Source organism: Umezawaea sp. NPDC059074 (assembly GCF_042738955.1).
In the GTDB taxonomy this organism is placed as follows: Bacteria; Actinomycetota; Actinomycetes; order Mycobacteriales; family Pseudonocardiaceae; genus Umezawaea.
The window spans coordinates 210,440-235,142 of record NZ_JBHYHC010000002.1 but is presented as its reverse complement, the minus strand read 5'-3'; the positions used below and the strand labels follow the sequence as shown (position 1 = coordinate 235,142).

Here is a 24,703-nt window from a genome sequence, read left to right as displayed (position 1 = left end):
CGTGTCACGCCTGTGACGTAGGGGTGCCACCTCGGTGATCCACACCGGGCGGGAACGCCGCTCCGTGCTTACCCTCCGGTGATGTCTCAGTGGACCGGGCAGACCGTCTTGGCGCTGATGGGCGGGTTCGCCCTGGCGTTCGTGCTGGTGCTCCCCTTCGTGGCCCGCAGCTACCGGATCCGCGGGAGCGTGGGCGTCGGACGGGCGCTGACGGGGTTGGCGTTCCTCGTCTACGCGCTCGCGCTCGTGACGTACACGCTGCTGCCGCAACCGGTGGTCGACGAGGCGTTCTGCGCGGCGAACACCGCGCTCACGCACCCCGTGTGGAACCCGCTGGAGTTCCTCTCCGACATGCGCAAGTTCCACACCGGACTCCTGCGCAACCCGGCGTTGCAGCAGGTCGTGTTCAACGCGGCGCTGTTCGTGCCGTGGGGCTTCTTCCTGCGCAGGCTGTTCGGCCGGGGCCTGGCGACGGCGATCGGCACGGGGTTCCTGGTGTCGCTGGCGATCGAGTGCACGCAGCTCACCGGCGTCTGGTTCCTGTTCGAGTGCCCGTACCGGCTGTTCGACACCGGCGACCTGGCGGCCAACACGCTCGGCGCGGCCGTCGGCGCGCTGCTGACCCGGCCGCCCGCCGTCGTCGCCGCGGCCGACGCCGCCGCGCCCCGGCCCGTGACCACCGCGCGGCGGGTGCTCGGGATGGCGCTGGACCTGATCGCCGTCACCCTGACGGGTGCCGTGCTCGTGGTGGCGGCGGAGGCCTTCGAGTACCTCCGGTCCGCGGACCGGGTGCTCGCGGCGCACCCGCTGCGGGACGCGGTGCTCGGCACGTGGCTGCCCACCGTGGTGCTGCTGCTGGTCGTGCCGCTGCTCGGCAACGGGGCCACGCCCGGTCAGCGGGCCGTGCGGCTGCGACCCGCGGGCGACCCGGTGTTCGGAAGGGCGCTGGTCCGGTTCCTCGTCGGCTCCGGCGGGTACCTGCTGCTCAGCGGCCTGGACATGGCGAACTCGTGGAACGGGGTGCTGTCGCTGTGGCTGCTCGTGCACCTGGTCGCGGCGTGGCGGACCCGTGGCCACCGAGGGCTGTCCGGGGTCGTGGCCGGGCTGGAGGTCGTGGACTCGCGCTCGGTCAGCCGCGAACCGGTAGCCGCAGGGTGAACGTCGACCCCTGACCCAGCGCGCTGACGACGCCGACCGTCCCGCCGTGCGCCTCGACGAGGTCGCGGACGATGGCCAGCCCGAGCCCGCTGCCGCCCGCGTCCCGGTTGCGGGACTTCTCGGCCCGCCAGAAGCGCTCGAACACCCTGGGCAGGTCCTCCTCGGCGATGCCCGTGCCGGTGTCGGCGACCTCGACGACGGCCAGGTCGCCCTCGCGGCGGGCGACCACCGTGACGACGCCGCCGCGACCGGTGTGCCGCAGGGCGTTGCCGACCAGGTTGTCCACGATCTGCCGCACCCGCTTCGGGTCGGCCACCACGTCCACCTCGGCCGACCGCACCCGCAGCTCCACGCCGACCGCGTGGGCGCGCGCGGCGTGCGCGACGGCGACCTGCGCCAGCACGTCGGCGAGCCGCACGTCCTCCTTGCGCAGCCTCAGCTTGCCCGCGTCGGCCAGCGACAGGTCCTGGAGGTCGTCCACGATGTGCTGGAGCAGCAGGGTCTCCTCCAGCAGCGAGGCCACCAGTGCCTCGTCACGGTCGACCAGCCCGTCCTGGGTGCCCTCCAGCCACGCGCGGATGTTGCTCAACGGCGTGCGCAGCTCGTGCGCGACGTCGCTGACCATGGTCTTGCGCAGCTCCTCGTACTTCTCCCTGCTCGCGGACATCTCGTTGAACGCCGCCCCGAGCCGCGCGACCTCGTCCCGGCCGGTGACCGCCACCCGTGCGGTCATGTCGCCGTCCTGGAGGCTGCGGGCCGCGTCGGTGAGGGCGCGCAGCGGTCGGACGAGCCGCCGCCCGACCAGCACCGTGGCCACGACGGTCAGCAGCAGCACCAGCCCGGCGACCCCCGCGACACGGGCCTGGTTGCCCGCGGACAGGTCGAAGCCGAACGTCGCCGACGCGGGCGGGTTCGCCACGAACAGCAGCGCGGCGGGAGCGACGAACGGGGCCAGCTGCTCGCGGCGACCGGTCGTGACGCAGGACTGGACCGAGTCGTCGGCCTGGGCGGGGACCTCGGCGGGCACGGGGGCGGGCTCGGTCTGCCCCTTCCAGTGGAAGGTGGCGTCCACGGTCACCGGCGGCAGGTTCTTGCGCTTCAGGCAGGCGTCGACCACGGCGTCGAGCTGGTCGAGGGCGGCCTGCTCGGTCGGCGTGGCGGCCTCCAGCGCGTCCCCGCCGCAGGAGGAGTTCGAGGCCGGGAACCGGCTGTCGACGTACGGGTGGCCGTTGGGCCGGGTGAGGACCTCGCCGCTCTGCGTTCGGCCACGCACGCAGTAGAGGACCTCGTCGGCCTTGCCCGTCAACCGGTCCAGCTCGCCCTGCGGCAGCCGGTACGGCCCGACCGCGCGGGGGTCGATCCGGTCCGGGCCCGCGCCGGGCACGAGGGCGAGGTCCACGGCGAGCGGGTCGACGACGGCCGACGGCTGCGTGGCCGGGTCCGTTCCCGCGATCGGCTTGCGGTCCTGGCCGGTGAGGGTGATCCGCCGCCCGGTGGACCGCGCCAGCTCGTCCACCAGCGCGTCGACGCCCTCCCAGCTCGGGTGCACGGCCGCGTAGCCGAGGAGTTCGTTGTAGATCCTGGTGTCCTCGGCCAGCGCCCGACCTTGCTGCTGCTGGACCGCGACCGTCGCCGTGCGGGCCGCGAGCCACGCCGTCGCGGCGACGCTGCACAGCGCCACCAGCACGGAGACCAGCAGCAACCGGGTGAACAGGCTACGACGCACCCGCCCGCCTCCCGCCGCCGGTGAGCTTGTAGCCGACGCCGTAGACGGTCACGAGGTGGGCGGGTTTGCGCGGGTCGGGTTCGATCTTCTTGCGCAGGTTCATCACGTGCACGTCGATCGTCCGCCCGGTGATGTACCGGTCGAACCCGTGCATGTGCTCCAACAGCTGCTCCCGCGTGAACACCCGCTCGGGCTGCGCGGCCAACGCCTCCAACAGCCGGAACTCCCCCGGCGTGCACTCCACGGCCACGCCCTCGCGCGTCACCTCGTGCCGCAGCGGATCGACCACCAGTGGCCCCACCCGCAGCGCCGAGTCCTCCGGCGCGGCGACCCTGGCCCGCCGCAACAACGTCCGCACGCGGGCCATCAGCTCGCGCGGGCTGAACGGCTTGGTCAGGTAGTCGTCGGCCCCGAGGTCCAGCCCGAGCAGCAGATCGTCCTCAGTGGACCGAGCGGTCAGCATCAGCACCAGCACGTCGGACTCCGCGCGCAGGATCCGGCACACGTCGAGCCCGTCCACCTTGGGCATCATCACGTCGAGCACCAGCAGATCCGGCCGACTCGCGCGAACCACGTCGATCGCCGCCCGCCCGTCGTGCACGACGACCACGCTGTGCCGCTCGTGCTCCAGGTACCGGCGCACGATCTCGGCCTGCTTCTCGTCGTCCTCGGCGAGCACGATGTGTGCGCACATGCCCCGATCATAGGGACGCCCAAGCCCAGGTCAGGGCGGCGCCACGGGAGCACCACCAGCTCCTGACAGGTTCCTGACATCCGTCGGCGAGGGTCGCGGCATGACCCGATCCGCCCGGTGGGGCGCTCCCTGGTTCCTCGCCCTCGCCCTGGTGGCCGCCTGTTCCGCCACCGACACGGGCTCGGCCCCCAAGGTCGCCTCCATCCCGACGTCGTCCAGTGGCTCCCCCACGCTTTCCTCCGCGCCGCCCAGTGGCGAGTCACAGCGCCCGCAGTTGCGGCTGGACTCGTCCGACGAGGAGGAGAACCGGTACTGGGGGGCCTACGGCGACTGCAAGGCCGCGCACGGCGCGCCGATCGTCATGGGTGGCGACCAGGGCAAGAGCCCGAACGAGGCCGCGGCGACGAAGGCGTGCGAGAACCTGCTGCCGTTGCAGCCGCCGGAGCTGGACGAGTCCAAACCGGACTACAAGGACAAGTACCGGGTGTACCTCAAGTGCCTCAACGACGCCGGGTTGGCGATCGAGCCGGTCGAGCCGTTCGGCACGGGCTGGACCTACACCGACCGGTCGCCCGCGGACGCTTCCGAGCGCAGCCACGAGCTGGGGAAGAAGTGCCAGCTGGAGGCGTTCCGTGGCTAGGACCACGATCGTGGTGGCGCTGGTCGTCACGGCCGTGATCGGGACCGGGGCCGCGCTGCTCGTGGCGCGCGCCCAGACGCCGACGGCCGCGCCGCCGTCGTCGGCCCCGCTGAACACCACCGCGGTGGTGAAGGTCGACCTGTCCGACACGCAGTCGTTCGCGGGCACGCTCGGGTTCGGCGGGGCGCAGCCGGTGAAGGGCGCGGGCACGGGGTTGCTGACGAAGCTGCCGAAACCCGGTGACACGACGGAGCGGGGCACGTCGCTGTACTGGGTGAACGACCGGCCCGTCCCGGTGTTCTTCGGTGACACCCCGCTGTTCCGCAAGCTGGAGAAGCCCGAGAACGTCGGGCGGGACGTGGCCGTGGTCGCGGACAACCTCGTCGAACTCGGCTACGCCATCGGCACGCGCGCGAGCACCCCGGAGAAGACCGCGTACACGGAGGCGCTCGGGGCGGCGGTGAAGCTCTGGCAGCGCGACACCGGCCTGGAGCAGACCGGGACCCTCGACGTCGGCCAGGTGCTCGTACTGCCCGGCCCGGCGCGGGTGAACTCGGTCAAGGCGCAGCCCGGCGACGAGGTCGCGGGCGAGCTGATGTCGGTCACGTCGACCGCGAAGGTCGTGACCGTGCCGGTGGCGGCGACCGAGGTCTCGAAGCTGAAGGTCGGCGCGGCCGTCACGGTCGTGCGGCCGGACGCCAAGGAGGTCCCCGGCACGATCACCGCCGTCAGCACCACCGCCGTGGACCAGCAGAACGGCCAGTCGCAGCAGGGGACGCCGAAGGTCGACGTGACGGTCACGCCCGCCGACGCGGCGGCCGTCGCCGACCTCGACGCGGCTTCCGTGCAGGTGAAGGTGACCACCGAGACGCACGCGGGCGTGCTCGCGGTGCCGGTCGGCGCGCTGGTGGCCCTGCGCGAGGGCGGCTACGCCCTGCAACTGCCCGGCGGCGAGCTGAAGGCCGTGCAGACCGGCATGTTCGCCAAGGAGCTGGTGGAGGTCAAGGGCGCGGGCGTCGAGGCCGGGCTGAAGGTCGTGACGACGTCGTGACGCCGGTGCTGGCCGTCCACCGGGCGACCAAGAGCTATCCGGGCGGCGTGACGGCGCTCGACGACGTGTCGCTGTCCGTCCACGAGGGCGAGTTGCTGGCCATCGTCGGCCCGTCCGGGTCGGGGAAGTCCACGCTGCTCAACATCATCGGCACCCTCGACCTGCCCACCAGCGGCACCGTGGAGCTGGGCGGCCAGGACGTGACGCGGCTGAGCGACCGGCAGCTGTCGGCGTTGCGCGGCCGGTCGCTGGGGTTCGTGTTCCAGCAGTTCCACCTGACCGACGGGCTGAGCGCCGCGGACAACGTGGCCACCGGCCTCCTCTACGCCGGGGTCGCGCGCAAGCATCGGCGGCCGTTGGCGTTGCGGGCGTTGGACCGCGTCGGTCTCGCGCACCGCGTCGACCACCTGCCGCACCAGCTCTCCGGCGGGGAACGCCAGCGCGTCGCCATCGCGCGGGCCGTCGTGAACGAGCCGTCGCTGGTGCTGGCCGACGAGCCGACCGGCGCGCTGGACGTCGCCAACGGCCACGCGGTGCTGGAACTGCTGGCAGGTCTCAACCGCGACGGCACCACCATCGCCGTGATCACGCACGACCGGGACATCGCCGCCGCGCTCCCCCGCCAGGTGCGGATCAGCGACGGCCGGATCGTCTCCGACACCGGGAGCCCCTGTTGATCTCCACCACACCGGTGCGGCTGTCGTTCGGCGACGTGCTGCGCCTCGGGCTGCTCGGCGTCAGCACCCGCAAGACCCGTGCCGCGCTGTCCGCGCTGGGCATCTCCATCGGGATCGCCACGATGATCGTCGTGACCGGCATCCCCGCGTCGACCCAGGCCGGGTTGACGCGCGAGCTGTCCGCGCTGGGCACGAACATGCTGCGCGCCGAGCCCGTACCGAACCGCGACTCGCCCGTGCTGGTGCCGGAGGGCGCGGAGCGCAAGGCCGCCGCGATCGGGCCGGTGCTGTCGTCGGCCGCGGTCGCCAACGCCCACAGCGTGGTCCGGCGGTCCGACCGGGTGTCGCCGACCGACGGGTCCGGGCTGACGGTGCTGGCCAGCACGGCGAACCTCCTGGACACGGTCAACGGGAAGGTGCACTCGGGGAAGTTCCTGGACACGGCCACCGAGGACTTCCCGACCGTCGTGCTGGGGTTCAAGGCCGCGAGCAGGCTCGGGTTCGCCGAGATCACCCCCGGCCACGCCCCGCAGGTGATGATCGGGCAGACGTGGTTCACCGTGATCGGCGTCCTGGAGCCGATGCCGCTCGCGCCGGACCTCGAGCGGTCGGTGCTGATCGGGTGGGACGTGGCCCGCGCGGAACTCGGGTTCGACGGGCATCCCACGGTCGTCTACGTGAAGTCCCGCGAGGACGCGCTGGAGGACGTGCGCGCGGTCCTGCCCGCCACGCTCTACCCGCAGCTGCCGGGGCTGGTGCAGGTCAGCCGCCCGTCCGACGCGCTGGCCGCCAAGCGCGCTGCGGAGAACAGCTTCTCGTCGCTGTTCCTGGGACTGGCCGGGGTGGCGCTGCTGGTCGGCGGCATCGGCGTGGCCAACACCATGTTCATCTCGGTGCTCGAACGCCGTCGCGAGATCGGCCTGCGCCGAGCACTCGGGGCCACGCGCGGGCACATCCGCGGCCAGTTCCTGACCGAGGCCGTGGCGCTGTCCGGGCTGGGCGGCGTCGCGGGCACGGCCCTCGGCGTCCTGGCCACGATCGGCTACGCCGCCTACCGCCACCTGCCGCCGGTGATCCCGCTGTGGACGCTGGGAGCGGGGTTCGGCGGCGCGGTGGTCGTCGGCGTCCTCGCGGGCATCCACCCGTCGATCCGGGCGGCCCGGCTGACGCCGACGGAGGCGCTGGCGACGGTCTAGTCGGACAGCACCACGGGCAGGGCCTCGACGCCGTAGACCACGGACGTCTTGCGGAACACCAAGTCGTCCTGGGTGCCGTGCAGCCTCATGTTGGGGAACCGGCGCACCAGCGCCGGGTACGCGGCCCGCAGCTCCATCCGCGCCAGCTCCGCGCCGATGCAGCGGTGGATGCCGTGCCCGAACGCCAGGTGCGACGGGGACTTGCGGGTCGGGTCGAAGACCTCCATGTCGTCGCCCAACGACTCGTCGCGGTTCGCGCCGCTCAACGAGCACACGACGACGTCGCCCTTCGCGATGTGCTTGCCGCCGATCACCAGGTCGGTGCGGGCGAAGCGCGGGAACGCGACCTGCACCACGGTGAGGTGGCGCAGCAGCTCCTCGACGAACTGGTTGATGGCCGAGTCGTCGTCGCGGACCGTGGCGAACGCCTCGCGGTCCTCCAGCAGCACGAGCGCGCCGAGGGCGAGCATGCTGGCGGTGGTCTCGAAGCCGCCGGTGAGCACGCCGTCGGCCAGGCCCGCGAGCTCGCGGTCGCCAACCTCGTCGCCGTGCTCCTTGATGATCATGCCCAGCAGCCCGTCGCCGGGGTGTTCGCGCTGCTTCTTCACGACGTCCATGAAGTACGCGAGCGACTCGGACATCGCGCCCAGCGACGGGTTCGCGCCGGCGAACAGGTCGAACCTGGCCATGCTGAGGCGTTGGAAGTCGTCGCGGTCCTCGTAGGGGACCCCGAGCAGTTCGCAGATCGCCAGCGACGGGATGGGCAGCGCGAACGCCGACACCAGGTCGACCGGGCCGTCGGTGGCGGCCATCGCGTCCAAGCGCTCGGTCACGATGGCGTCGATGCGCGGCGCCAGCCTGCTCAGCCTGCGCATGGTGAACTCCGGCGTCAGCAGCCTGCGCAACCGGGTGTGCACGGGCGGGTCGGCCATGCCGAGGCCGCCGGGGTTGCTGTCCGACGAAAGACCGCCCGAGGTGCCGACCAGGTTGACGAAGTCGTTGCTGAATTCCTCGATCTTGCCGAGTACTTCTTTCGACTCCTCGTAACCGGTCACCAACCACACGTTGATGCCGAACGGCAGCTTCAGCTTGCTCACCGGCTCGCGCCTGCGGCGAACCCCTAGTTCCGGCACGGGATCGAGGCCGTCCCGGCGCAGCGGCATGAGCGCGGATTTCGGGAAGAACGACAACGTCGAGAGGTCGAGCGGCTTTTTCTGGAGCCGGGCGAAGTACCCCCGCCCGAGCCTGGCCAGCACGCGAGAGCGCAGATTCGCCATAGTCGACATTAACCCCACCGTCGTTCGGTTCTCAGTTCCGTCGGTGGGAGCGGCTCACCACCGGCGGGCCTCGCGACCCCTGGTAACGATAACCAACGATGCCGGAACGGACGACGTTCCGTCCGGCGCGTCCGGTTCGTTCGCCGGTGTCCCGCCCTTCGGGAAGTCGGAGGTCCCGCCGGTGATCCGGATAGGACGAACGCGCCACCGCATTCCGCGCGCGAGTTCTAAGCTGCCGTGGAATGGGGGCGTGATGCGGATCGGGATCCTGGGACCGCTGGAGGTGCACGGCGCCGACGGCTCGCCGATCGCGGTCGGGGGCGGCGGCCCGCGAGCGCTGCTGGTGCGGCTCGCGCTGGCGTCCGGCCGGGTCGTGGGGACGGCCGCGCTGTGCGCCGACCTGTGGCCGGACGAGCAGCCCTCGGACCCGACGGCGGCGTTGCAGTCGCTGGTGGCGAGGCTGCGGCGGGCGTTGGACGCGGACACCGGCGTTGGCAGGGCGGCCGTCGAGTCGCGGCCGACCGGGTACCGGCTGGCCCTTCCGGCGGACGCCGTGGACGCGTGGGAGTTCGAGCGGCTGGTCGCCGAGGCCCGTGCGGTCGAGCCGGCACGGGCGGCGGTGCTGCTGCGGGACGCGCTGGCGTTGTGGCGCGGCGACCCGCCGTCCTCCCGGCTGGTCGAGCTGCGGACCTCCGCACTGGAGGACCTGGCCGACACGGGCGTGGACGGGCTGGTGCCGGAGCTGACCGAGCTGTGCGCCGCGCACCCGCTGCGGGAACGGGCGCACGCGCGGCTGATGCGGGCGCTGTGCGCCGAGGGCAGGCACGCCGACGCGCTGCGGGCGTTCGACCGGGTCCGGCGCGCCCTGGCCGACGAGCTGGGCGCGGATCCCGGTCCGGAGCTGCGGGACGCGCAACGGGTGGCGCTGCGGGCCGAGGCGGCGCCCGCGCGGGGCAACGTGCCCGCGCGCTGGACGACGTTCGTCGGGCGGGACGCCGACCTCGCGCTCGTGCTGGACCGCCTGCGGGACACCAGGTTGGTGACGCTGACCGGGCCCGGTGGAGTCGGCAAGACCCGGCTCGCGGTCGAGGTGGCGGCCCGGTCGGGGGGCGAGGCGTGGGTGGTGGAGCTGGGGGCGGTGACGGATCCGGAACGGGTGGCGCCGACCGTGCTCGCGCAGCTCGGACGGGCGGGCGTCGGCGTGCTGCCGGGGCTGGTGGACGCCGTGGACCGGCTCGTCGAGGTGGTGGCGGACCGGCCGCTCCTGCTGGTGCTGGACAACTGCGAGCACCTGGTCGACGCCGTCGCGGCGCTGGTCGGGGCGCTGCTGGCGCGGTCGGTGGTGCGGGTGCTCGCGACCAGCCGGGAACCGCTCGGGCTCACCGGCGAGGCGCTGCACCCGGTGTCCACTTTGGACTCCGATGCGCAGGTCGCGCTGTTCGCCGACCGGGCGGCCGCCGTTCGGCCGGGGTTCACCGTGACGCCGGACGTCGAACGGGTGTGCCGGGAACTGGACGGGCTGCCGCTGGCGATCGAACTGGCCGCGGCCCGGCTGCGGTCGATGACCCCCGGTCAACTCGCCGCGCGGATCGGGGACCGGTTCCGGCTGCTCGACCGGGGAGAGCGCACGGCGGCGGCCCGGCACCGGACGTTGCGCGCGGTGGTCGACTGGAGCTGGGACCTGCTGGACGACGCCGAACGGCTGCTGCTGGCGCGGTTGTCGGTGTTCGTCGGCGGCGCCACGGCGGACGCGGTGCGGCGGGTGTGCGGCGAGGACGACCCGCTGGACCTGTTGTCCGCCTTGGTGGACAAGTCGCTGGTCGTGGTGTCGGAGCACGGCGACGAGGTGCGGTACGGGCTGCTGGCGACCGTGCGGGAGTACGCGGCGGGGAAGCTGGTCGAGTCCGTCGGCACGCGGCACGCGGCGTACTACGTGGAGCTGGCCGAGAGCGCGGACCCGTTGGTGCGCGGGCACGACCAGGCGCGGTGGATCGCGCTGCTGGACCGGGAGCGGGGCAACCTGGACGCCGCGCTGGACCACGTGCTGGCCGTCGGGCAGGGGGACCTGGCACTGCGGATGTTCGCGGCCCGGCTGTGGACGTGGTTCGTGCTCGGGGCGCGACGGGAAGCGGCCGAGCGGGCGGCGGCCGTGCGGGCGATCGCGCCGCCGGGGTCCTCGGACGCGCACGCGTTGTGCCGCTTGGCCTGCGGGGTGCCGGAGGTCGTGACGGTCGTGCACCCGGCGGTGTTCGCCGCGTGGACCATCAGCTCGTGGATCCCGGACGACCCGATCACTCAGGTGACCGCGCTGGCCGACCGGTTCGCCGGGCACCCCGACCCGTGGATGGACGCCTTCGGGCACCTGCTGCACGGGATCGTGGCCGCCGAGATGACCCCCGGCGGGACGCCGTCGGCGGAACGGCACCTGCTCGACGCGCTCAAGGGGTTCGATGTCGCGGGCGACCGGTGGGGGCGGACGTTCGCCTGCTACGAGCTGTCCGTGGTGCTGGACAACCGGGGTGACGCGGCGGGGGCCGTGACGGCGTTGGACGACGCCCGCGCGAGCAGCGCGGTCCTCGGCGGGGACGACGCGCTGCTCGGGCCGGTGATGCTGCTGACCACGTCGGCGCGGATGCGGGCGCGGGCGGGGCGGTGGGACGAGGCCGACGCGGAGGTGGAGCGGGCGGCGGAGGTCGCCGAGAAGGCCGACGCCACGGCGTTGGCCAGGGTCTTGCAGGCCCGAGGCGAAGTGGCCCGCCGCCGAGGTGACTGGGTCGCGGCGGAACGCTCGCTCGCCGAGGCGGGGCGGCTGGTGCGGGGCGCGGACTCCCGGCCGACCCCTCACTTCGTGGCGCTGCTGGACACGACGACCGCCGTGGTGCTGGGCGAGTTGGGACGCCTTGAGGAGGCCCGCGCCCTGCACCGGTCGGCGTTGGAGGGGTCGGCGGCGATCCTGGACGGGCCGGTGCGCGCCGGGGTGCTGGAGAACGCCGCCCGGTGGTGCCTTGACCGGGGGTTTCCCGAGTCGGCGGCGGTCGCGCTCGGTGCCGCGTTCGGGTTGCGCGGGATCACCGACACGCTCGATCCGGACGTCCTCGCCCTGCGGGACCGGTGCGTGGCCGCGTTGGGCGAGGAGGGGTACCGGACGGCACTGGCTCGCGGTCGTTCCGAGCCTCGGGCGGCGCTCCCGTTCTAGTTGTCCACAGGTAGTTATCCACAACCCCGGTAGTTATCCACAGTTCCAGGATTGCCGCTTTCCGCTTCCCCAGCCCGACCCTAGTTTCGAGTCATGCCTCTAACCCACGGACTCCAGGTACTCACCGACGGCACTCCGGTCCTCCGTCACCAGCCCGATGTAGCCGTCGGGCCGCACCAGCACGAACCCGTCGACCCCGTACGCGGCCCGTGCGTGCCCGCCGGTGTCCGCCAGCGTGCGCTCACCGGCCAGCACCGCACCGTCGCGGAACTCCAGCAGGGTCCACTGTGGACCCTGGAACACGTCGAACAGCCGCACCGCCTTGCCGTCCTCCTGGCAGGGCGCGTCCGGGGCGCGGTCCCCCGCCCGCACCGCCCCTGGCGTCGCGCGGTCGTCACGGCTCAACGGGCCGCCGCGGTAGTTCAACGCCAACTGGTGGAACTCGGAGCCGCGCTGGAGCGCGTCCTCGCCGCCCTCCATGTGCCGCCGCAACGTCCGCGCGGCCAACTCCAGCACCCCGTGCGCGATCGGCACCCGCTCGACCGCGTAGGTGTCGACCAGAGCGCGCGACCCCGCGAGCTTCCAGCCGAGGTTGTAGGCGTCCTGCACCCCGGTGTTCAGGCCTTGCCCACCGGTGGGCGGGCACACGTGCGCCGCGTCCCCGATCAACAGCACCCGCCCGTCCTGGAACCGCTCGGCCACCCGGACGTTGGATCGCCACACCGTCGCCCAGACGATCTCCCGCACCCGGATGTCGGTCCGCCCTGACGCCTCGTCCACCAACCGCTGCAACAGTTCCAGCGTCACCGACGCCCCGTCGGCGGGCGGCTGGCCCGAGATCGTGAACAGGTCCGTCCCCGCCAACGGCGACAGGGCGATCGTCCCGTTCACCCACGCGTACCCGAACGCGGAGTCGAGCCCGTCCACCCGAACGTCGGCGAGCATGGCGCTGATCGCCTCGTCGGTCTCCCCGGCGAACGCGATACCGGACCGCTTCCGCACCGTGCTCCGCCCCCCATCAGCCCCGACGAGGTAGTCGACCCGCACCTCCTCGTCCACCTCACCGCGGCGCAAGGTGGCCGTGACCCCGTCAGCGTCCTGCCGGAACTCCACCAACTCGGTCTCCAACTCGACCCGTCCCCCGAGTTCCTCCAACCGCGCCCGCAGGATCTCCTCGGTGCGGAACTGCGGCACGAACCACAGGTTGGGGTAGGGCACGTCCGGCGTCGGCTCGGTCGGCTCGGCCATCCGCATCTCGGCCACGACCTCCCCCGAGTCGAACACCCGCATCACCGGCGCGAAGTCCCCAGCGGCCAACACCGCCTCCAACACCCCAAGATCCTCGAACACCTCCAACGTCCGAGGCTGCAACCCATCCCCCCGCGACCCGAGGAAGAACGCGGCCGCCCTGTCCACCACCCTCACCCCAACCCCTCGCCGAGCAAGATCACACCCCAACACCAACCCAGACGGCCCCGCCCCAACAACTAACACCTGCACACCCATAACCACTCCACCCTTATCCATCAAAACCCACTCATTTCCACGAAACCGACAACCCCATCGACTCCACCAACCAGACCTCCACCCCAACCCCCGCCCCCCACTCCTGCCCTTTCCTCCTATTCCCCATTTCCCAACCCTCCCCTACCTCACATCTCACCTATCCACCCTTTCCCGAATCCCACCTACCCCACCCCTCCGATCTCCCCACCCCGCTCATCCCCCAGCCCCCTTCCTTCACCTGCCCGCATCACCCCTCCCTCTTCCCCTCTCGCTTCCCTCACCTCCCCACACCTCCTCCCCTTCACATTCCTTCTTCCCCCTTCCCTCTCACTCTTTCCCTCCCGCTCGCTCTCCCTGCTCCTTGCCGCTTCCCTCCTGCCACCCCTTCCAGCCGCACCCAAAGCGCTCCCCCTTTCCTCTCGCCCAAGACATCTCCCCTGCACCCCACCTCAGCCCTTCCACCCCTTCTCACTTCTCCTGCCTTCCTGCTTCCCCACCCCCGCCTCCCTACATCCCTGGCCTCTCCTCCTTCCTTCCACATCCCCAGCACTTCCCTCCTTCCTCTCCCAACGCATCTCCCCAGCCCCCAGCAGTTCTTCCCGGCCCCCTACTTCCCCTTTTTCAACCGCCTCTACGACTTCCCCTATCACTTTCTCCGCTTCAAGTTCGACACCCCGTCCGAATCTCCGCCTCACCCTTTCCCTTCAGTCCTCCTCTGGAGACTTCGCGGGCCCATCACGCGAACAGTCCGTTCCCGCTCTCGATCAACTGTGGATGGTGGCGCTGTCGAAGTTCCGTCAGTCCGCTGTCAAGGGCTGTCATGATGGGTGGGTGGCGCGACCTGATTGGGCACCGAACGAGATCGACCTGGAGCGACCGAGCATCGCGAGGGTTTACGACTACTGGTTGGGCGGTGCGCACAACTTCGCCGCTGACCGGGCGTTGGCCAACCAGGCGGTGGGGATCATGCCGAGTCTCAAGTCGGCGATCATGACGAACCGGGCGTTCCTGCGGCGGGCTGTGCGGTTCCTCGCGGGGGCCGGGGTTCGGCAGTTCCTGGATCTCGGGTCGGGGATTCCGACCGTGGGCAACGTGCACGAGGTGGCGCGGCAGGCCGCGCCGGAGTCGCGGGTCGTGTACGTCGACCTCGACCCGGTGGCCGTGGCGCACAGCCGGGCACTGCTGTCCGGCGATCCGCTCGTGACCGTGCTGCAAGCCGACATCCGCCACCCGGCGGATGTCCTGGACTCCCCGGAGGTGCGCGACCAACTGAACCTCGACGAACCGGTGGCGGTGCTGATGGTGGCGTTGCTGCACTTCGTCCCGGACTCCGAGAACCCGGCGGGCATCATCGCCGGCTACCGGGACCGCATGGTGCCCGGCAGCTATCTGGCGCTGTCCCAACTGGGCACGGAACCGGGTGAGGAACCCGAGGGGTGGCAGCGGTACCGCGACCTCTACGCCGCCTCGGTGACACCGCTGTCGTCGCGCCACCGGATCGAGGTCGAAGCGTTCTTCGACGGCTACGAGCTGGTGGAGCCCGGTGTGGCGCGGATGCCGCTGTGGCATCCCGAGTCGCCGGACGACCTGGAACCCGACGCCGACCGGTTCCCCGGCTTCGCCGGAGTGGGTCGCCTGCGCTCCTAGCCCTACCCCGTTCGCGTCCAGCCGACCGGTCGCGAAGGGTGTAGGAGTGGACCCATGACGATCGTGATCGTGGGTGGCGGGCTGGCTGGGGCCAAGTCGGCGGAAGCCCTGCGCGAGCAGGGGTACGAGGGTGCTCTGGTGCTGGTGGCGGGCGAGAACCACCACCCGTACGAGCGGCCGCCGTTGTCGAAGGGGTACCTCGGCGGCAAGGACGACCGGGCGAGCTTCAAGGCGTTGGACGACGGGTGGTACGCCGAGCACGACGTCGACCTGCGGCGCGGGGTGACCGCGACCTCGGTGGACTTCGCCGGGCACGAGGTGGTGCTCGACGACGGGTCGCGCCTCGGGTACGACAAGCTCGTGCTGGCCACCGGGGCGTCGCCGAGGGTGCCGTCGATTCCCGGAGCCGAGTCGGCGCTGTACCTGCGGACCGTCGAGGACTCCGACCGGTTGCGCGAGAGCTTCACGGCCGGGTCGCGACTGGTCGTGGTGGGTGCGGGCTGGATCGGCCTGGAAGCGGCCTCGGCGGCGCGACAGGCCGGGGTCGAGGTGACGGTGGTGCACTCGTCGTCGGCGCCGTTGCGACGTGCGCTCGGTGACGAGGTGGCGAAGGTGTTCGCCGACCTGCACGTCGAGCACGGGGTCGAGTTCCGGTTCGACGCCACGGTGGAGGAGATCACCGCAGGCGGGGTGCGGCTGGGTGACGGCACCGAGGTGCCCGCCGATCACGTGCTGGTGGCGGTCGGGGCGGTGCCGAACGTCGACCTGGCCGAAGGCCTGGACGTCGACAACGGCGTAGTGGTGGACGCGACGCTTCGCACCAGCGACCCGGACGTGTACGCCGTCGGCGACGTCGCGAACGCCTTCAACCCGACGCTGGGCAAGCACATCCGGGTCGAGCACTGGGCGAACGCCCTCAACCAGCCCGCGACCGTCGCGGCCGCGATCCTGGACAAGGGCGCGAGCTACCAGGCGCAGCCGTACTTCTTCACCGACCAGTACGACCTCGGCATGGAGTTCGTCGGCGACATCACGGGCTACGACCGGGTCGTGTTCCGCGGCGACGTGCAGGGCCGCGAGTTCATCGCGTTCTGGCTGAAGGACGGCACGGTCGTCGCGGGCATGAACGTCAACGTCTGGGACGTCAACGACACCCTCAAGTCACTGATCGGCACAACGCCGGACCTCGACCGCCTCGCCGACCCCGACGTGGACCTCGCCACCCTGGCCGGCTGAACCACCCGAACCCATCGCACTCCCCGGCACCAAGTCAGCCGGGGAGTGCGATGAGTTCGCTGCGCCAAGGGCCCGCAGATGGCTACGGGTCGAGCAGGCGTTTGGGGCCTACGCCCAGTGCGCCCAGGCGGTCGTCGGGGTTGACGAGGGCGCACTTGTCGAAGGAGAGGCAGCCGCAGCCGATGCACTCGGTGAAGCGGTCGCGCATGCGTTGGAGCTTCTCGATCCTGGCGTTGATCTCCTCGCTCCAGCAGCTCGACGCGCGTTCCCAGAACTCGCGGGTCGGGGGGACGCCCTCCGGAAGCAGGGCCAGGACGCCGCCGATCGAGGCCAGGGGGATGCCCAGGTGGTGGGAGGCGCGGATGAAGGCGACCTGGCGGAGGACCTCGCGGCCGTAGCGGCGCTGGTTGCCCGGTGTGCGGCGGCTGCGGATCAGGCCCTCCCGCTCGTAGAAGCGCAGGGCCGAGGTGGGGACGCCGCTGCGTTCGGAGAGTTCGCCGATGGTGATCTCGTGGACGTTCGCCGGGAGTTGGGCCATGGTGATCACGATAGCTTGACTTAAACCTCTGTTTAAGTTTGATGCTGGGCGCATGACGACACCACTTCGGCTCGCGGTCATCGTGAGCAGCACCCGTGACGGCCGGTTCGGTCCGGTTGTCGGTTCCTGGTTCGCCGACGTGGCTCGGCAGCGGCCGGAACTCGACGTCACGGTGGTCGACCTGGCCGAAACCCCGTTGCCCGCGACCATGAGCCACCATCCGTCGCCCGAGGACGCGGCGCTGCTGGGGGCGGTCACGCCGGTGTTCGCGGCGGCGGACGCGTTCGTGGTCGTGACGCCCGAGTACAACCACAGCTTCCCGGCGTCGCTGAAGAACGCGATCGACTGGCACTTCACGCAGTGGCAGGCGAAGCCGGTCGGGTTCGTGTCCTACGGCGGGGTGTCCGGCGGGCTGCGGGCGGTGGAGCACCTGCGGCAGGTGTTCGCCGAGCTGCACGCGGTGACGGTGCGCGACACGGTCAGCTTCCACAACGCGGGAGGGCTGTTCGACGGCGACGGGCAGCCGAAGGAACCCGAGGGCTGCGGGCGGGCGGCCGAGGTGCTGCTCGACCAGCTCGCCTGGTGGTCGAGCGCGTTGCGCGACGCCAAGACCAAGAACCCCTACGCGGCCTAGGAAAGCGAGCACACTATGCCTGATCTCGAACGTGGAGGGGTCGAGTCGATCCTGGTCACGCGCTGGACCGCACACGATCCTGAGGCGGCCGTAGCGGAAGCCATCGCCGGACCGAAACCGGAGGGGCTCGTGTCGGCGTCCGGGTACGCGGGGTTCGACGGGACATCAGCGCTGGTCTACCAGCAGTGGGAGGGAGATCCGGGCGAACGGCGGGCCGGGGCCGTCGAGTACCGGATGTACCGCGGCGCGACCCGGCCCAATCCGCCGGAGGTGGGGTGCGTGGTCATCGTCGAGGTGGAGTTCGCCGACGGCGTCGACCCGCGGACGTGGATCAACCTCGTGTTCGACGCACTGGAATCCGACGAGAACCCTGCGGAGGGTGGAATTTCCGCGCACTTCCACGTCAGCGTCGACGGACGACGGGCGCTGAACTACGCCGAGTGGACGTCCGAGGCCGCACACATCGCGGCACTGGCGAACTCCGGCCAGGGAACCGTGGGCAGCGGCGAGAAGTGGCTGCGGGTCAAGGAATACCCAGGTGTCATCCGCAACGGATTCACCAGATTCCGCCCAGCGCAAGAGAACCCAGAGCAAGAGATCTGACACCACCCGCGGGGCTCGACCCCGAGCCCCGCGGGCCAGACCGCGCGACTCGGCGGCAAGCCATGCGCCTCAGACCCGGCAGCAGGGTCGTGGTGCAGGCGACACGACCCAGTTGCAAGCCATGCGGCCCAAGCCGAGCAGCGGGGTAGGGCGCGTGTGGCTTGGGGACGTGGGGGTCAGGTTGTGCGGGCGCGGTGGGCTGCGACGTTGGTGCGGTTGCCGCAGATTTCGTACGAGTGCCAGCGGCGGGTGCGGCTGCGGGTGGTGTCGTAGAAGGCTGCCGCGCAGGGTTTGTTGGCGCACAGGCGGATGCGGGACCAGTTGCCTGACTGGACGAGGGTCGACACGGCGTTCACCAGGGTGCCTATGGTGGGGTCGCCCGCTGTTTGGTGGTGGTGGACCTCGCCTGGGGTGGAGAAGTCCTGGCGGAATTCGATGGTCGACACCCTGGCGCTGAAGGCGGCCCAGGCGTGGGTGGCGTCGGTCGGGTCGGCGATGACCGCCAAGAGGTCCGATCGCAGGGCGCGCAGGAGGTCGGCTGAGGGGTCCAGCGTGTCCTGGTGGATCGAGTGTTCCCGTGTGTTGAGCAGGTCCACGACCACTTGCGCGGCGTCGGTCATGGCACCGATCCTACCGTGAAATGGTCTAAACGCTGAGGAGCTTTACAGAGCTTCTTGTCACGTGCTAGACCTGTAAGTGTCTTCAGAAGAAAGCCACTTACGGGAGTGCAGCATGAGCCAGTTGGTCATCACCGAGTACGGCGACGTCGCCACCGCCCTCAAGCTCGACGAGAGCCCCGATCTGACCTTGGGGGCGGACGACGTGCTGGTGGCGCTCGAAGCCGCGTCGATCAACCCGTCCGACTTCCTCCTCGCGGGCGGCTACTACGCGTACCGACCCGAACTGCCCGCGCCCATCGGTGGTGAAGGGGTCGGGCGGGTCGTGGAGGTGGGTGCAGATGTCGACGCGGCGTTGGTGGGGCGGCGGGTCGTGGTGCTGCCGACGCAGCGGCAGGGCACGTGGGGCAGTCGGATCGTCGCGCCGTCCGGCAGTGTCGTGCCGGTGTCGGAGACCGCCGACGCGCTCCAGCTCGCGATGCTGCCGATCAACCCGGCGACGGCGTACCGGCTGCTGACCGCCTACGTGGACCTGAAGCCGGGCGACTGGGTGGGGCAGAACCTCGGCAACTCCGCCGTCGGCCAGTTCGTCATCGCGCTGGCGAAGCGGGCCGGGCTGCGGACGCTGAGCGTCGTGCGGCGCGAGGAGGCGGCCGAGCAGGTGCGGGCTCTCGGTGGGGACGTCGTGCTGGTGGACGGCGACGACCTGGGCGGCCGGATCCGCGAGGCGTTGGGCGGTGAGGAACTCAAGCTCGTGCTCGACGGTGCGGGCGGGTCGAGCTACAACGCCCTCGTCGGTGCACTGGAACTCGGTGGCACGTCGGTCGTGTACGCCTCGATCGGCGGCGAACGACCGGTGCTGCCGTTCCCGGACTTCCTGTTCCGCGACCTGCGGACGCACGGCATGTTCGTCGTCAACTGGGTGCGCGACGCGCCGCGCGAGGAGCTGGAGGCCGTCTACGCCGAGCTGTCCGGGCTGGTCGAGGACGGGGTGCTCAGCGCGGCCGTCGAGGCCACCTACCCGATCGAGCGGTACCAGGACGCCATCGCCCACGCGCGGCGCACCGGCCGCGGCGGCAAGGTCCTCTTCACGTTCTAGCGGCCGTTCGGCCTAGGGGATCGGCGCGGGCCCGCTACGGATGTGGTGGGCCGCGGTCCCGATCCAGCATGGTCGCCATGGGACACAGGAGAACGCTGGCGGTCGCGCTGGTGGTCGTGGCGGGGTCGTCGTTGCTGACCGGCACGGCGGAGGCAGGGGTCCCGTTCGAGGTGCAGAGCCTCGACGGGACGGGGAACAACCGGAGTCATCCGGGGTGGGGTGTGGCGGGGGCGAACTACTCGCGGGTGGCGCCCGCCCACTACGCGGACGGGATCGGCGTGCCGGTGGGCGGGCCCTCCGCGCGGTACCTGAGCAACCGGGTGTTCGCCGACGGCGGGGTGACGACGCCGTCGGCGCGGGTGACGCAGTGGGGCACGGCGTGGGGGCAGTTCCTCGACCACTCGTTCGGCCTGCGGGCCTCGGGGAACGAGCAGGGGAACATCCCGTTCGTCAACGGGGCCGCGATGGAGGACTTCCACAGCGACATCCCGTTCGTGCCGTTCGGGCGCAGCGCGGTGGCGCCGGGAACGGGGGTCACGACGCCCCGCGAGCAGCCGAACGAGCTGAACTCGTACCTCGACGCGGAAGCGGTGTACGGGACAGGGCCCGACCGGCTGGCGTGGATGCGGGACGGCGCGAAGCTGCTGATGCCCGACAACCTGCTGCCGCGGCGGGACGCCCGTGGGGACGTCAACACCGCCCCTGGGGCCGACGACCCGGTCGGGATGGGCGCGCGCGCCGTGGTCACCGGGGACGACCGGGGCAACGAGAACGTGTCGTTGACGGCCGTGCAGACGCTGTTCGCCCGCGAGCACAACCGGATCGTGTCGCTGCTGCCGTCGTGGCTGCCGGAGGAGCAGCGGTTCCAGCTCGCCCGGCGGGTGGTCATCGCGACGCAGCAGCACATCACCTACACCGAGTTCCTGCCCGCGATGGGCGTCCGGCTCGCGCCCTACCGCGGCTACGACCCGTCGGTCGACGCGACGCTGTCGAACGAGTTCGCGACCGTCGGGTACCGGGCGCACAGCATGTTGCGCGGCAACGTCCTGGTGAAGACGTCGGCCTCGCGCTACTCCCCCGCCGAGCTGGACGCCTTGCGCGCCAAGGGCGCCACGGTCGTCACGTCCGGCAACCGGGTGGAGATCACGATCCCGCCCGCGCTGGGGGCGTTCCGGCCGGAACTGGTGGGCGAGGTGCGGCTCGGGCCGCTGTTGCAGGGGCTGAGCCTCCAGGCGCAGTCGCGCAACGACGAGCGGATCGACGACGTGGTGCGCAGCCTGGCGTTGACGCCCGGCGGGTGCGCGCCGAACTGCCCCACGGCGATCTTCGACATCGCCGCGATCGACGTGGAACGCGGGCGGGACCACGGGATCGCGTCGTACAACGAGCTGCGCAAGGCGTACGGGCTGGCGCCGAAGGCGTCGTTCCAGGCCGTCACCGGCGAGGCGACCGAGGCGTTCCCGGTCGACCCCGAGCTGACGCCGGGCGCGGAGATCGACGACCCGGACAGCCTCGACTTCGTCGCGCCGGACGTGCGGCGGACGAGCGTCGCGGCCCGGCTGAAAGCCTTGTACGGGGACGTTTCCACGCTCGACGCGTTCGTCGGGATGGTGTCCGAGCCGCACGTGCCGGGCACGGAGTTCGGCGAGTTGCAGCTGGCGATCTGGACCAAGCAGTTCACCGCGATGCGCGACGGCGACCGGTTCTTCTCCGGCAACGACCCGGTGCTCGCGATGGTGAAGCAGCGGTTCGGCATCGACTACCGGCACGACCTGGGCGACCTGATCGCGCTGAACACCGACGTCCCCCGGCGCGATCTGGCCCGCGACGTGTTCCGCACCTCCTAGCATCCGCACCATGGGGACGCGCGGCTTGATCGTGCTGGGGTTCTTGGGGCTGCTGGGTTTCGGCGCGCTGTGGTGGGCCATCGTCCACACGCCGCGGCCGAGCCTGCCGGTGGTCGTCGTGATCATGCTGGCCGTGGTCACGACGACCGTCGGGCCGTGGGTGGCGCTCGCCCACCGGAAGGTCCGCCACGACGACGAGGCGGGCGGGCTGTCACGGGCGGCGGTGGCGACCGCGGTGGTGATCGCGGTCGGCGGGATCGCGGTGGCGGTGGCCTTCCGCGGCGACCTGTCGTCGCCGACGGTGATGCTGTCGGTGTTCGCCGCGGGCGGGATCGCGCTGGTCGGCGCGGCGGTGTTCCCCTGGCTGTTCGTCACGACCCGGATGCTGGCGCGGGAACGCGCCGCCAGGGCCCGCGCGGAGGAGCGCGCGGACCTGGCGGCGCACCTGCACGACTCGGTGCTCCAGGCGTTGACGATGATCCAGAAGCACGCGGAGACGACCGAGGTCCGCAAGTTGGCCCGCGGCACCGAACGGGACCTGCGGGCGTGGCTGTACGGGCGGCAGCCGGTGGCGGGCACCGACTTCGCCGCCGCGCTGACGGCGACGGCCGAGGTCGTGGAGGACACGTTCGACGTGGTGGTGGAGCTGGTGTCGGTCGGCACGTGCGAGCTGGACGCCCGGTCGCGGGCGGTGGTCGGCGCGGTGCGGGAGGCGCTGGCCAACGCCGCGAAGCACGGCGGGGTGCCGAGGGTGTCGGTGTTCGCGGAGGTGACGGAGGCGGAGGTGTTCGCGTTGGTGCGGGACCGGGGCCGGGGGTTCGACCCGGCCGTGCACGCCGGGTCGGGGCGGCGGGGCATCGCCGACTCCATCGAACGCCGGATGCGCCACGAGGGCGGTACGGCGGTGATCCGCACGATGGTGGGCGAGGGCACCGAGGTGGAGCTGCGGATGCCGGTGGGGCGTCCGTGATCCGGGTGCTGGTGGTCGACGACCACGCGCTGGTCAGGTCCGGGGTGCGGGCCGAGATCGGCGCGGAGGTCGAGGTGGTCGGCGAGGCCGAGGACGTGGCGTCCGCGCTGGCCGCCGTGCGCGCGCTGACGCCGGACGTGGTGCTGCTGGACGTGCACCTGCCCGGTGGCGGCGGGCGGGCGGTGCTGGAAGCGGCGGTCCCGGAGTTCCCGGCGGTGCGGTTCCTGGCGCTGTCGGTGTCCGACGCCGCGCGGGACGTGATCGCGGTGATCCGCGCGGGGGCGCGGGGGTACGTGACGAAGGCGATCACCGGCGCGGACCTGCGGGCCGCCATCCGCCAGGTCCACGAGGGCGACGCCTGCTTCTCGCCGCACCTCGCGGGTTTCGTGCTGGACGCGTTCCGCGGCGACCCGGACCTCGACGGCCTCACGCCGCGCGAGCGGGACGTGCTGCGGCTGGTCGCCGCGGGCTACACCTACCGCGAGGTCGGCGACCGGCTGTCGATCTCCGGGCGCACGGTCGAGACGCACGCCGCCGCCGTCCTGCGCAAACTGCAACTCCCGAACCGCCGCGCGCTGTCCCGGTGGGCGCGCTCGCGCTTCTAGCGCCAGTCGGTCGACGCCGCCCGCTCCTCCTGCGGCTCGATCTGCGCCAACCGGTCGCGCAGCGCGGTCGTGATGATCCGGTAGGAGTCGCTGCCCAGCACGAGCCGCAGTGGAGCCGGGGTCTCGTCGACGCTCGCGATGATCAGCTCGGCCATCTTCGCCGGGTCGCCGAGCGACGGGCGGCTCCGGTCCTGGATGCCGCGCACCAGCGCCGCGGGCGTGCCGTCGTAGGCGGCCATCGGGGTCGCCAGGGTGAGGCCGCCGTAGCGGAAGTCGGTGCGCGCGCCGCCCGGTTCGACGATCGTGACGCCGATGCCGAACGGCTCGACCTCCTTCGCGACGGCCTCCATGAAGCCCTCGATCCCCCACTTGCCCGCGTGGTAGAGCGATCCGCCCGCGTTGGTGGCCTGGCCGCCGTAGGTGGAGAGCTGCACGAGCCTGCCGCCACCCTGCGCCCGCAGGTGCGGGAGGGCCGCGCGGACGACCTGCATCGAGCCGAGCAGGTTGGTGGTGATCTGGTGCACGACCTGCTCGTCGGTCGCCTCCTCGGCCGCGCCGAACACGGCGTACCCGGCGTTGGTGACGATCACGTCGATCCGACCGAACTCGGCGAACGCGCTGTCCACCACGGGGCGCACGGCGGGCAGGTCGGTGAGGTCGAGGTGGTGGAGCCGCAGCCGGTCGCCGTGCTGGGCCACCAGGTCGTCGACCGCGCCTTCGCGGCGGACCGTGCCCGCGACGCGGTCGCCGCGGTCGAGGAGCTGTTCGGCGAGGTGGCGGCCGAAACCGCTGCTGACGCCGGTGATGAACCACGTGCGCTGAACCATGGACGTGCCTTTCCGAGGGGGTGCCCCGAGTCTGCGAGCCCGCCGCGGGCCGCGGCAGATCCCCCGTGTTCCGGGTAGTGCCAGGGGATACCCACGGCGTCCGGAGTGGACGTACCGTGGCCTGGTGGAGTCCGACAACGTCCTCGGAGCCTTCCTGCGCGCCCGCCGGGAACTGGTGCGCCCGGAGGAGGTCGGCCTGCGGTCCGGCGGTCTGCGCCGGGTGCCGGGGCTGCGGCGCGAGGAGGTCGCCCTGCTCGCGGGCATCAGCGCGGAGTACTACCTGCGGCTGGAACGGGGCCGGGATCGAAACCCCTCCACCCAGGTCTTGGACGCACTCGCCGCCGTGCTCCAGCTCGACGCCGAGAGCGCCGCGCACCTCGCCGAACTCGCCCGGCACCGGCCGCGCGCCCGCGTTCCCCAGCCGGTGGAGGAGGTGCCCGACGGCGTGCGGATGCTGCTGGACACGCTGACCGTGCCCGCGTTCGTCGTGAACCGGTACCGGGACGTGCTGGCCGCCAACCGCCTGGCGCAAGCGCTGTCGCCGCACATGGCGCCGGGCGAGAACCGGCTGCGCGCGCTGTTCACCGACCCGGACGGGGTGCGGTGCCACCCGGACTGGGAGGAGAACGCCGCGTCCCTCGTCGCCCAGCTGCGCGCGGAGGTCGGGGCCGACGTCGACGACCCGCACCTCGCGGCGCTCGTCGAGGAGCTGTCGCTGCTCAGCGACCGGTTCCGCAGGCTGTGGGCGCGCCACGACGTCCAGCGGGGCGGCAGTGTCACCACCGTCGTCCGACACCCCCGGTTCGGCGACCTGGAACTCCGGCTGGAGAAGTTCGCCGTCGTCGGGGCGGACCGGCTGCTCCTCGTGGTGTACCACGCCGAACCGGGCAGTCCGGCCGCCGAGGCGCTGGCGCTGCTGGACGCGGGCACGCGCGTGTAGCGACTCACTGGGTGTGCTC

The 24,703-nt window shown here is 71.8% G+C and carries 22 protein-coding genes; 15 read left to right on the top strand and 7 right to left on the bottom strand.

Annotation, left to right across the window (positions count from 1 at the left end):
- Positions 1 to 81: 81 nt before the first annotated feature.
- Positions 82 to 1,158, top strand: coding sequence for a VanZ family protein (locus tag ACFWW9_RS01875; RefSeq protein WP_390370483.1), 1,077 nt, complete (start codon positions 82 to 84; stop codon positions 1,156 to 1,158).
- On the opposite strand, the gene ACFWW9_RS01870 is transcribed toward ACFWW9_RS01875, so the two are convergent.
- A complete protein-coding gene (locus tag ACFWW9_RS01870) occupies positions 1,130 to 2,884 on the bottom strand; it encodes a sensor histidine kinase (protein ID WP_390370482.1) in 1,755 nt (584 codons plus the stop codon). The genes ACFWW9_RS01875 and ACFWW9_RS01870 overlap by 29 nt on opposite strands.
- On the bottom strand, positions 2,874 to 3,578 hold the full coding sequence (locus tag ACFWW9_RS01865) for a response regulator transcription factor (protein WP_390370481.1): 705 nt from the start codon (positions 3,576 to 3,578) through the stop codon (positions 2,874 to 2,876). The genes ACFWW9_RS01870 and ACFWW9_RS01865 overlap by 11 nt, the downstream gene beginning before the upstream one ends.
- Before the next feature lie 100 nt (positions 3,579 to 3,678).
- Here ACFWW9_RS01865 and ACFWW9_RS01860 point away from each other — a divergent pair, with 100 nt between their 5' ends.
- The 4 genes from ACFWW9_RS01860 to ACFWW9_RS01845 are packed head-to-tail and all read left to right on the top strand — an operon-like array spanning position 3,679 to position 7,142.
- Positions 3,679 to 4,218 (top strand): hypothetical protein, encoded by a 540-nt coding sequence (locus ACFWW9_RS01860; RefSeq protein ID WP_390370480.1) that lies wholly within the window; start codon positions 3,679 to 3,681, stop codon positions 4,216 to 4,218.
- On the top strand, positions 4,211 to 5,269 hold the full coding sequence (locus ACFWW9_RS01855) for a peptidoglycan-binding protein (protein ID WP_390370479.1): 1,059 nt from the start codon (positions 4,211 to 4,213) through the stop codon (positions 5,267 to 5,269). The genes ACFWW9_RS01860 and ACFWW9_RS01855 overlap by 8 nt, the downstream gene beginning before the upstream one ends.
- A complete protein-coding gene (locus ACFWW9_RS01850) occupies positions 5,266 to 5,946 on the top strand; it encodes an ABC transporter ATP-binding protein (RefSeq protein ID WP_390370478.1) in 681 nt (226 codons plus the stop codon). The genes ACFWW9_RS01855 and ACFWW9_RS01850 overlap by 4 nt, the downstream gene beginning before the upstream one ends.
- Entirely contained in the window at positions 5,943 to 7,142 is a 1,200-nt protein-coding gene (locus tag ACFWW9_RS01845; protein ID WP_390370477.1) for an ABC transporter permease, read from the top strand. The genes ACFWW9_RS01850 and ACFWW9_RS01845 overlap by 4 nt, the downstream gene beginning before the upstream one ends.
- On the opposite strand, the gene ACFWW9_RS01840 is transcribed toward ACFWW9_RS01845, so the two are convergent.
- The gene (locus ACFWW9_RS01840; protein WP_390370476.1) at positions 7,139 to 8,419 is read right to left on the bottom strand and encodes a cytochrome P450; all 1,281 of its coding nucleotides are present in this window, start codon (positions 8,417 to 8,419) and stop codon (positions 7,139 to 7,141) included. The genes ACFWW9_RS01845 and ACFWW9_RS01840 overlap by 4 nt on opposite strands.
- 253 nt (positions 8,420 to 8,672) lie before the next feature.
- Here ACFWW9_RS01840 and ACFWW9_RS01835 point away from each other — a divergent pair, with 253 nt between their 5' ends.
- Positions 8,673 to 11,615, top strand: a complete 2,943-nt coding sequence (locus ACFWW9_RS01835; protein ID WP_390370475.1) for a BTAD domain-containing putative transcriptional regulator — start codon at positions 8,673 to 8,675, stop codon at positions 11,613 to 11,615.
- Positions 11,616 to 11,714: 99 nt separating this feature from the next.
- Here ACFWW9_RS01835 and ACFWW9_RS01830 read toward each other — a convergent pair whose 3' ends face one another.
- On the bottom strand, positions 11,715 to 13,121 hold the full coding sequence (locus tag ACFWW9_RS01830; protein WP_390370474.1) for an FAD-dependent monooxygenase: 1,407 nt from the start codon (positions 13,119 to 13,121) through the stop codon (positions 11,715 to 11,717).
- Positions 13,122 to 13,952: 831 nt separating this feature from the next.
- On the opposite strand from ACFWW9_RS01830, the gene ACFWW9_RS01825 reads away from it, so the two are divergent.
- Positions 13,953 to 14,768, top strand: a complete 816-nt coding sequence (locus tag ACFWW9_RS01825; RefSeq protein ID WP_390370473.1) for an SAM-dependent methyltransferase — start codon at positions 13,953 to 13,955, stop codon at positions 14,766 to 14,768.
- Between the two features lie 54 nt (positions 14,769 to 14,822).
- Complete coding sequence (locus ACFWW9_RS01820) at positions 14,823 to 16,004, top strand: NAD(P)/FAD-dependent oxidoreductase (protein ID WP_390370472.1); 1,182 nt, start codon at positions 14,823 to 14,825, stop codon at positions 16,002 to 16,004.
- 82 nt (positions 16,005 to 16,086) lie between these two features.
- On the opposite strand, the gene soxR is transcribed toward ACFWW9_RS01820, so the two are convergent.
- Positions 16,087 to 16,542 carry a redox-sensitive transcriptional activator SoxR gene (gene soxR / locus ACFWW9_RS01815; protein WP_390370471.1) on the bottom strand — a complete coding sequence of 152 codons (456 nt, stop codon included), beginning with the start codon at positions 16,540 to 16,542 and terminating at the stop codon, positions 16,087 to 16,089.
- A 52-nt stretch (positions 16,543 to 16,594) separates the two neighbouring features.
- Here soxR and ACFWW9_RS01810 point away from each other — a divergent pair, with 52 nt between their 5' ends.
- Together ACFWW9_RS01810 and ACFWW9_RS01805 are read left to right on the top strand one after the other, a co-directional pair.
- Positions 16,595 to 17,176 carry an NADPH-dependent FMN reductase gene (locus ACFWW9_RS01810; protein WP_390370470.1) on the top strand — a complete coding sequence of 194 codons (582 nt, stop codon included), beginning with the start codon at positions 16,595 to 16,597 and terminating at the stop codon, positions 17,174 to 17,176.
- 15 nt (positions 17,177 to 17,191) lie between these two features.
- Positions 17,192 to 17,779 (top strand): hypothetical protein, encoded by a 588-nt coding sequence (locus tag ACFWW9_RS01805; protein WP_390370469.1) that lies wholly within the window; start codon positions 17,192 to 17,194, stop codon positions 17,777 to 17,779.
- Positions 17,780 to 17,955: 176 nt separating this feature from the next.
- Here the strand turns inward: ACFWW9_RS01805 and ACFWW9_RS01800 are convergent, their stop codons facing one another.
- Positions 17,956 to 18,399, bottom strand: a complete 444-nt coding sequence (locus tag ACFWW9_RS01800; protein ID WP_390370468.1) for a CGNR zinc finger domain-containing protein — start codon at positions 18,397 to 18,399, stop codon at positions 17,956 to 17,958.
- A 112-nt stretch (positions 18,400 to 18,511) separates the two neighbouring features.
- Between ACFWW9_RS01800 and ACFWW9_RS01795 the strand changes: the two genes are divergently transcribed.
- From ACFWW9_RS01795 to ACFWW9_RS01780, 4 genes are all read left to right on the top strand, one after another.
- Positions 18,512 to 19,495, top strand: a complete 984-nt coding sequence (locus tag ACFWW9_RS01795; protein WP_390370467.1) for a zinc-dependent alcohol dehydrogenase family protein — start codon at positions 18,512 to 18,514, stop codon at positions 19,493 to 19,495.
- Between the two features lie 77 nt (positions 19,496 to 19,572).
- Positions 19,573 to 21,342 carry a peroxidase family protein gene (locus tag ACFWW9_RS01790; RefSeq protein WP_390370466.1) on the top strand — a complete coding sequence of 590 codons (1,770 nt, stop codon included), beginning with the start codon at positions 19,573 to 19,575 and terminating at the stop codon, positions 21,340 to 21,342.
- A 10-nt stretch (positions 21,343 to 21,352) separates the two neighbouring features.
- Positions 21,353 to 22,312: a sensor histidine kinase gene (locus tag ACFWW9_RS01785; RefSeq protein WP_390370465.1), complete on the top strand. Its 960-nt coding sequence runs from the start codon at positions 21,353 to 21,355 to the stop codon at positions 22,310 to 22,312.
- Positions 22,312 to 22,917 carry a response regulator gene (locus tag ACFWW9_RS01780; protein ID WP_390370500.1) on the top strand — a complete coding sequence of 202 codons (606 nt, stop codon included), beginning with the start codon at positions 22,312 to 22,314 and terminating at the stop codon, positions 22,915 to 22,917. The genes ACFWW9_RS01785 and ACFWW9_RS01780 overlap by 1 nt, the downstream gene beginning before the upstream one ends.
- Here the strand turns inward: ACFWW9_RS01780 and ACFWW9_RS01775 are convergent.
- Positions 22,914 to 23,744: an SDR family oxidoreductase gene (locus ACFWW9_RS01775; protein WP_390370464.1), complete on the bottom strand. Its 831-nt coding sequence runs from the start codon at positions 23,742 to 23,744 to the stop codon at positions 22,914 to 22,916. The genes ACFWW9_RS01780 and ACFWW9_RS01775 overlap by 4 nt on opposite strands.
- A 124-nt stretch (positions 23,745 to 23,868) precedes the next feature.
- Between ACFWW9_RS01775 and ACFWW9_RS01770 the strand changes: the two genes are divergently transcribed.
- On the top strand, positions 23,869 to 24,684 hold the full coding sequence (locus tag ACFWW9_RS01770) for a helix-turn-helix domain-containing protein (protein ID WP_390370463.1): 816 nt from the start codon (positions 23,869 to 23,871) through the stop codon (positions 24,682 to 24,684).
- Positions 24,685 to 24,703 lie beyond the last annotated feature (19 nt).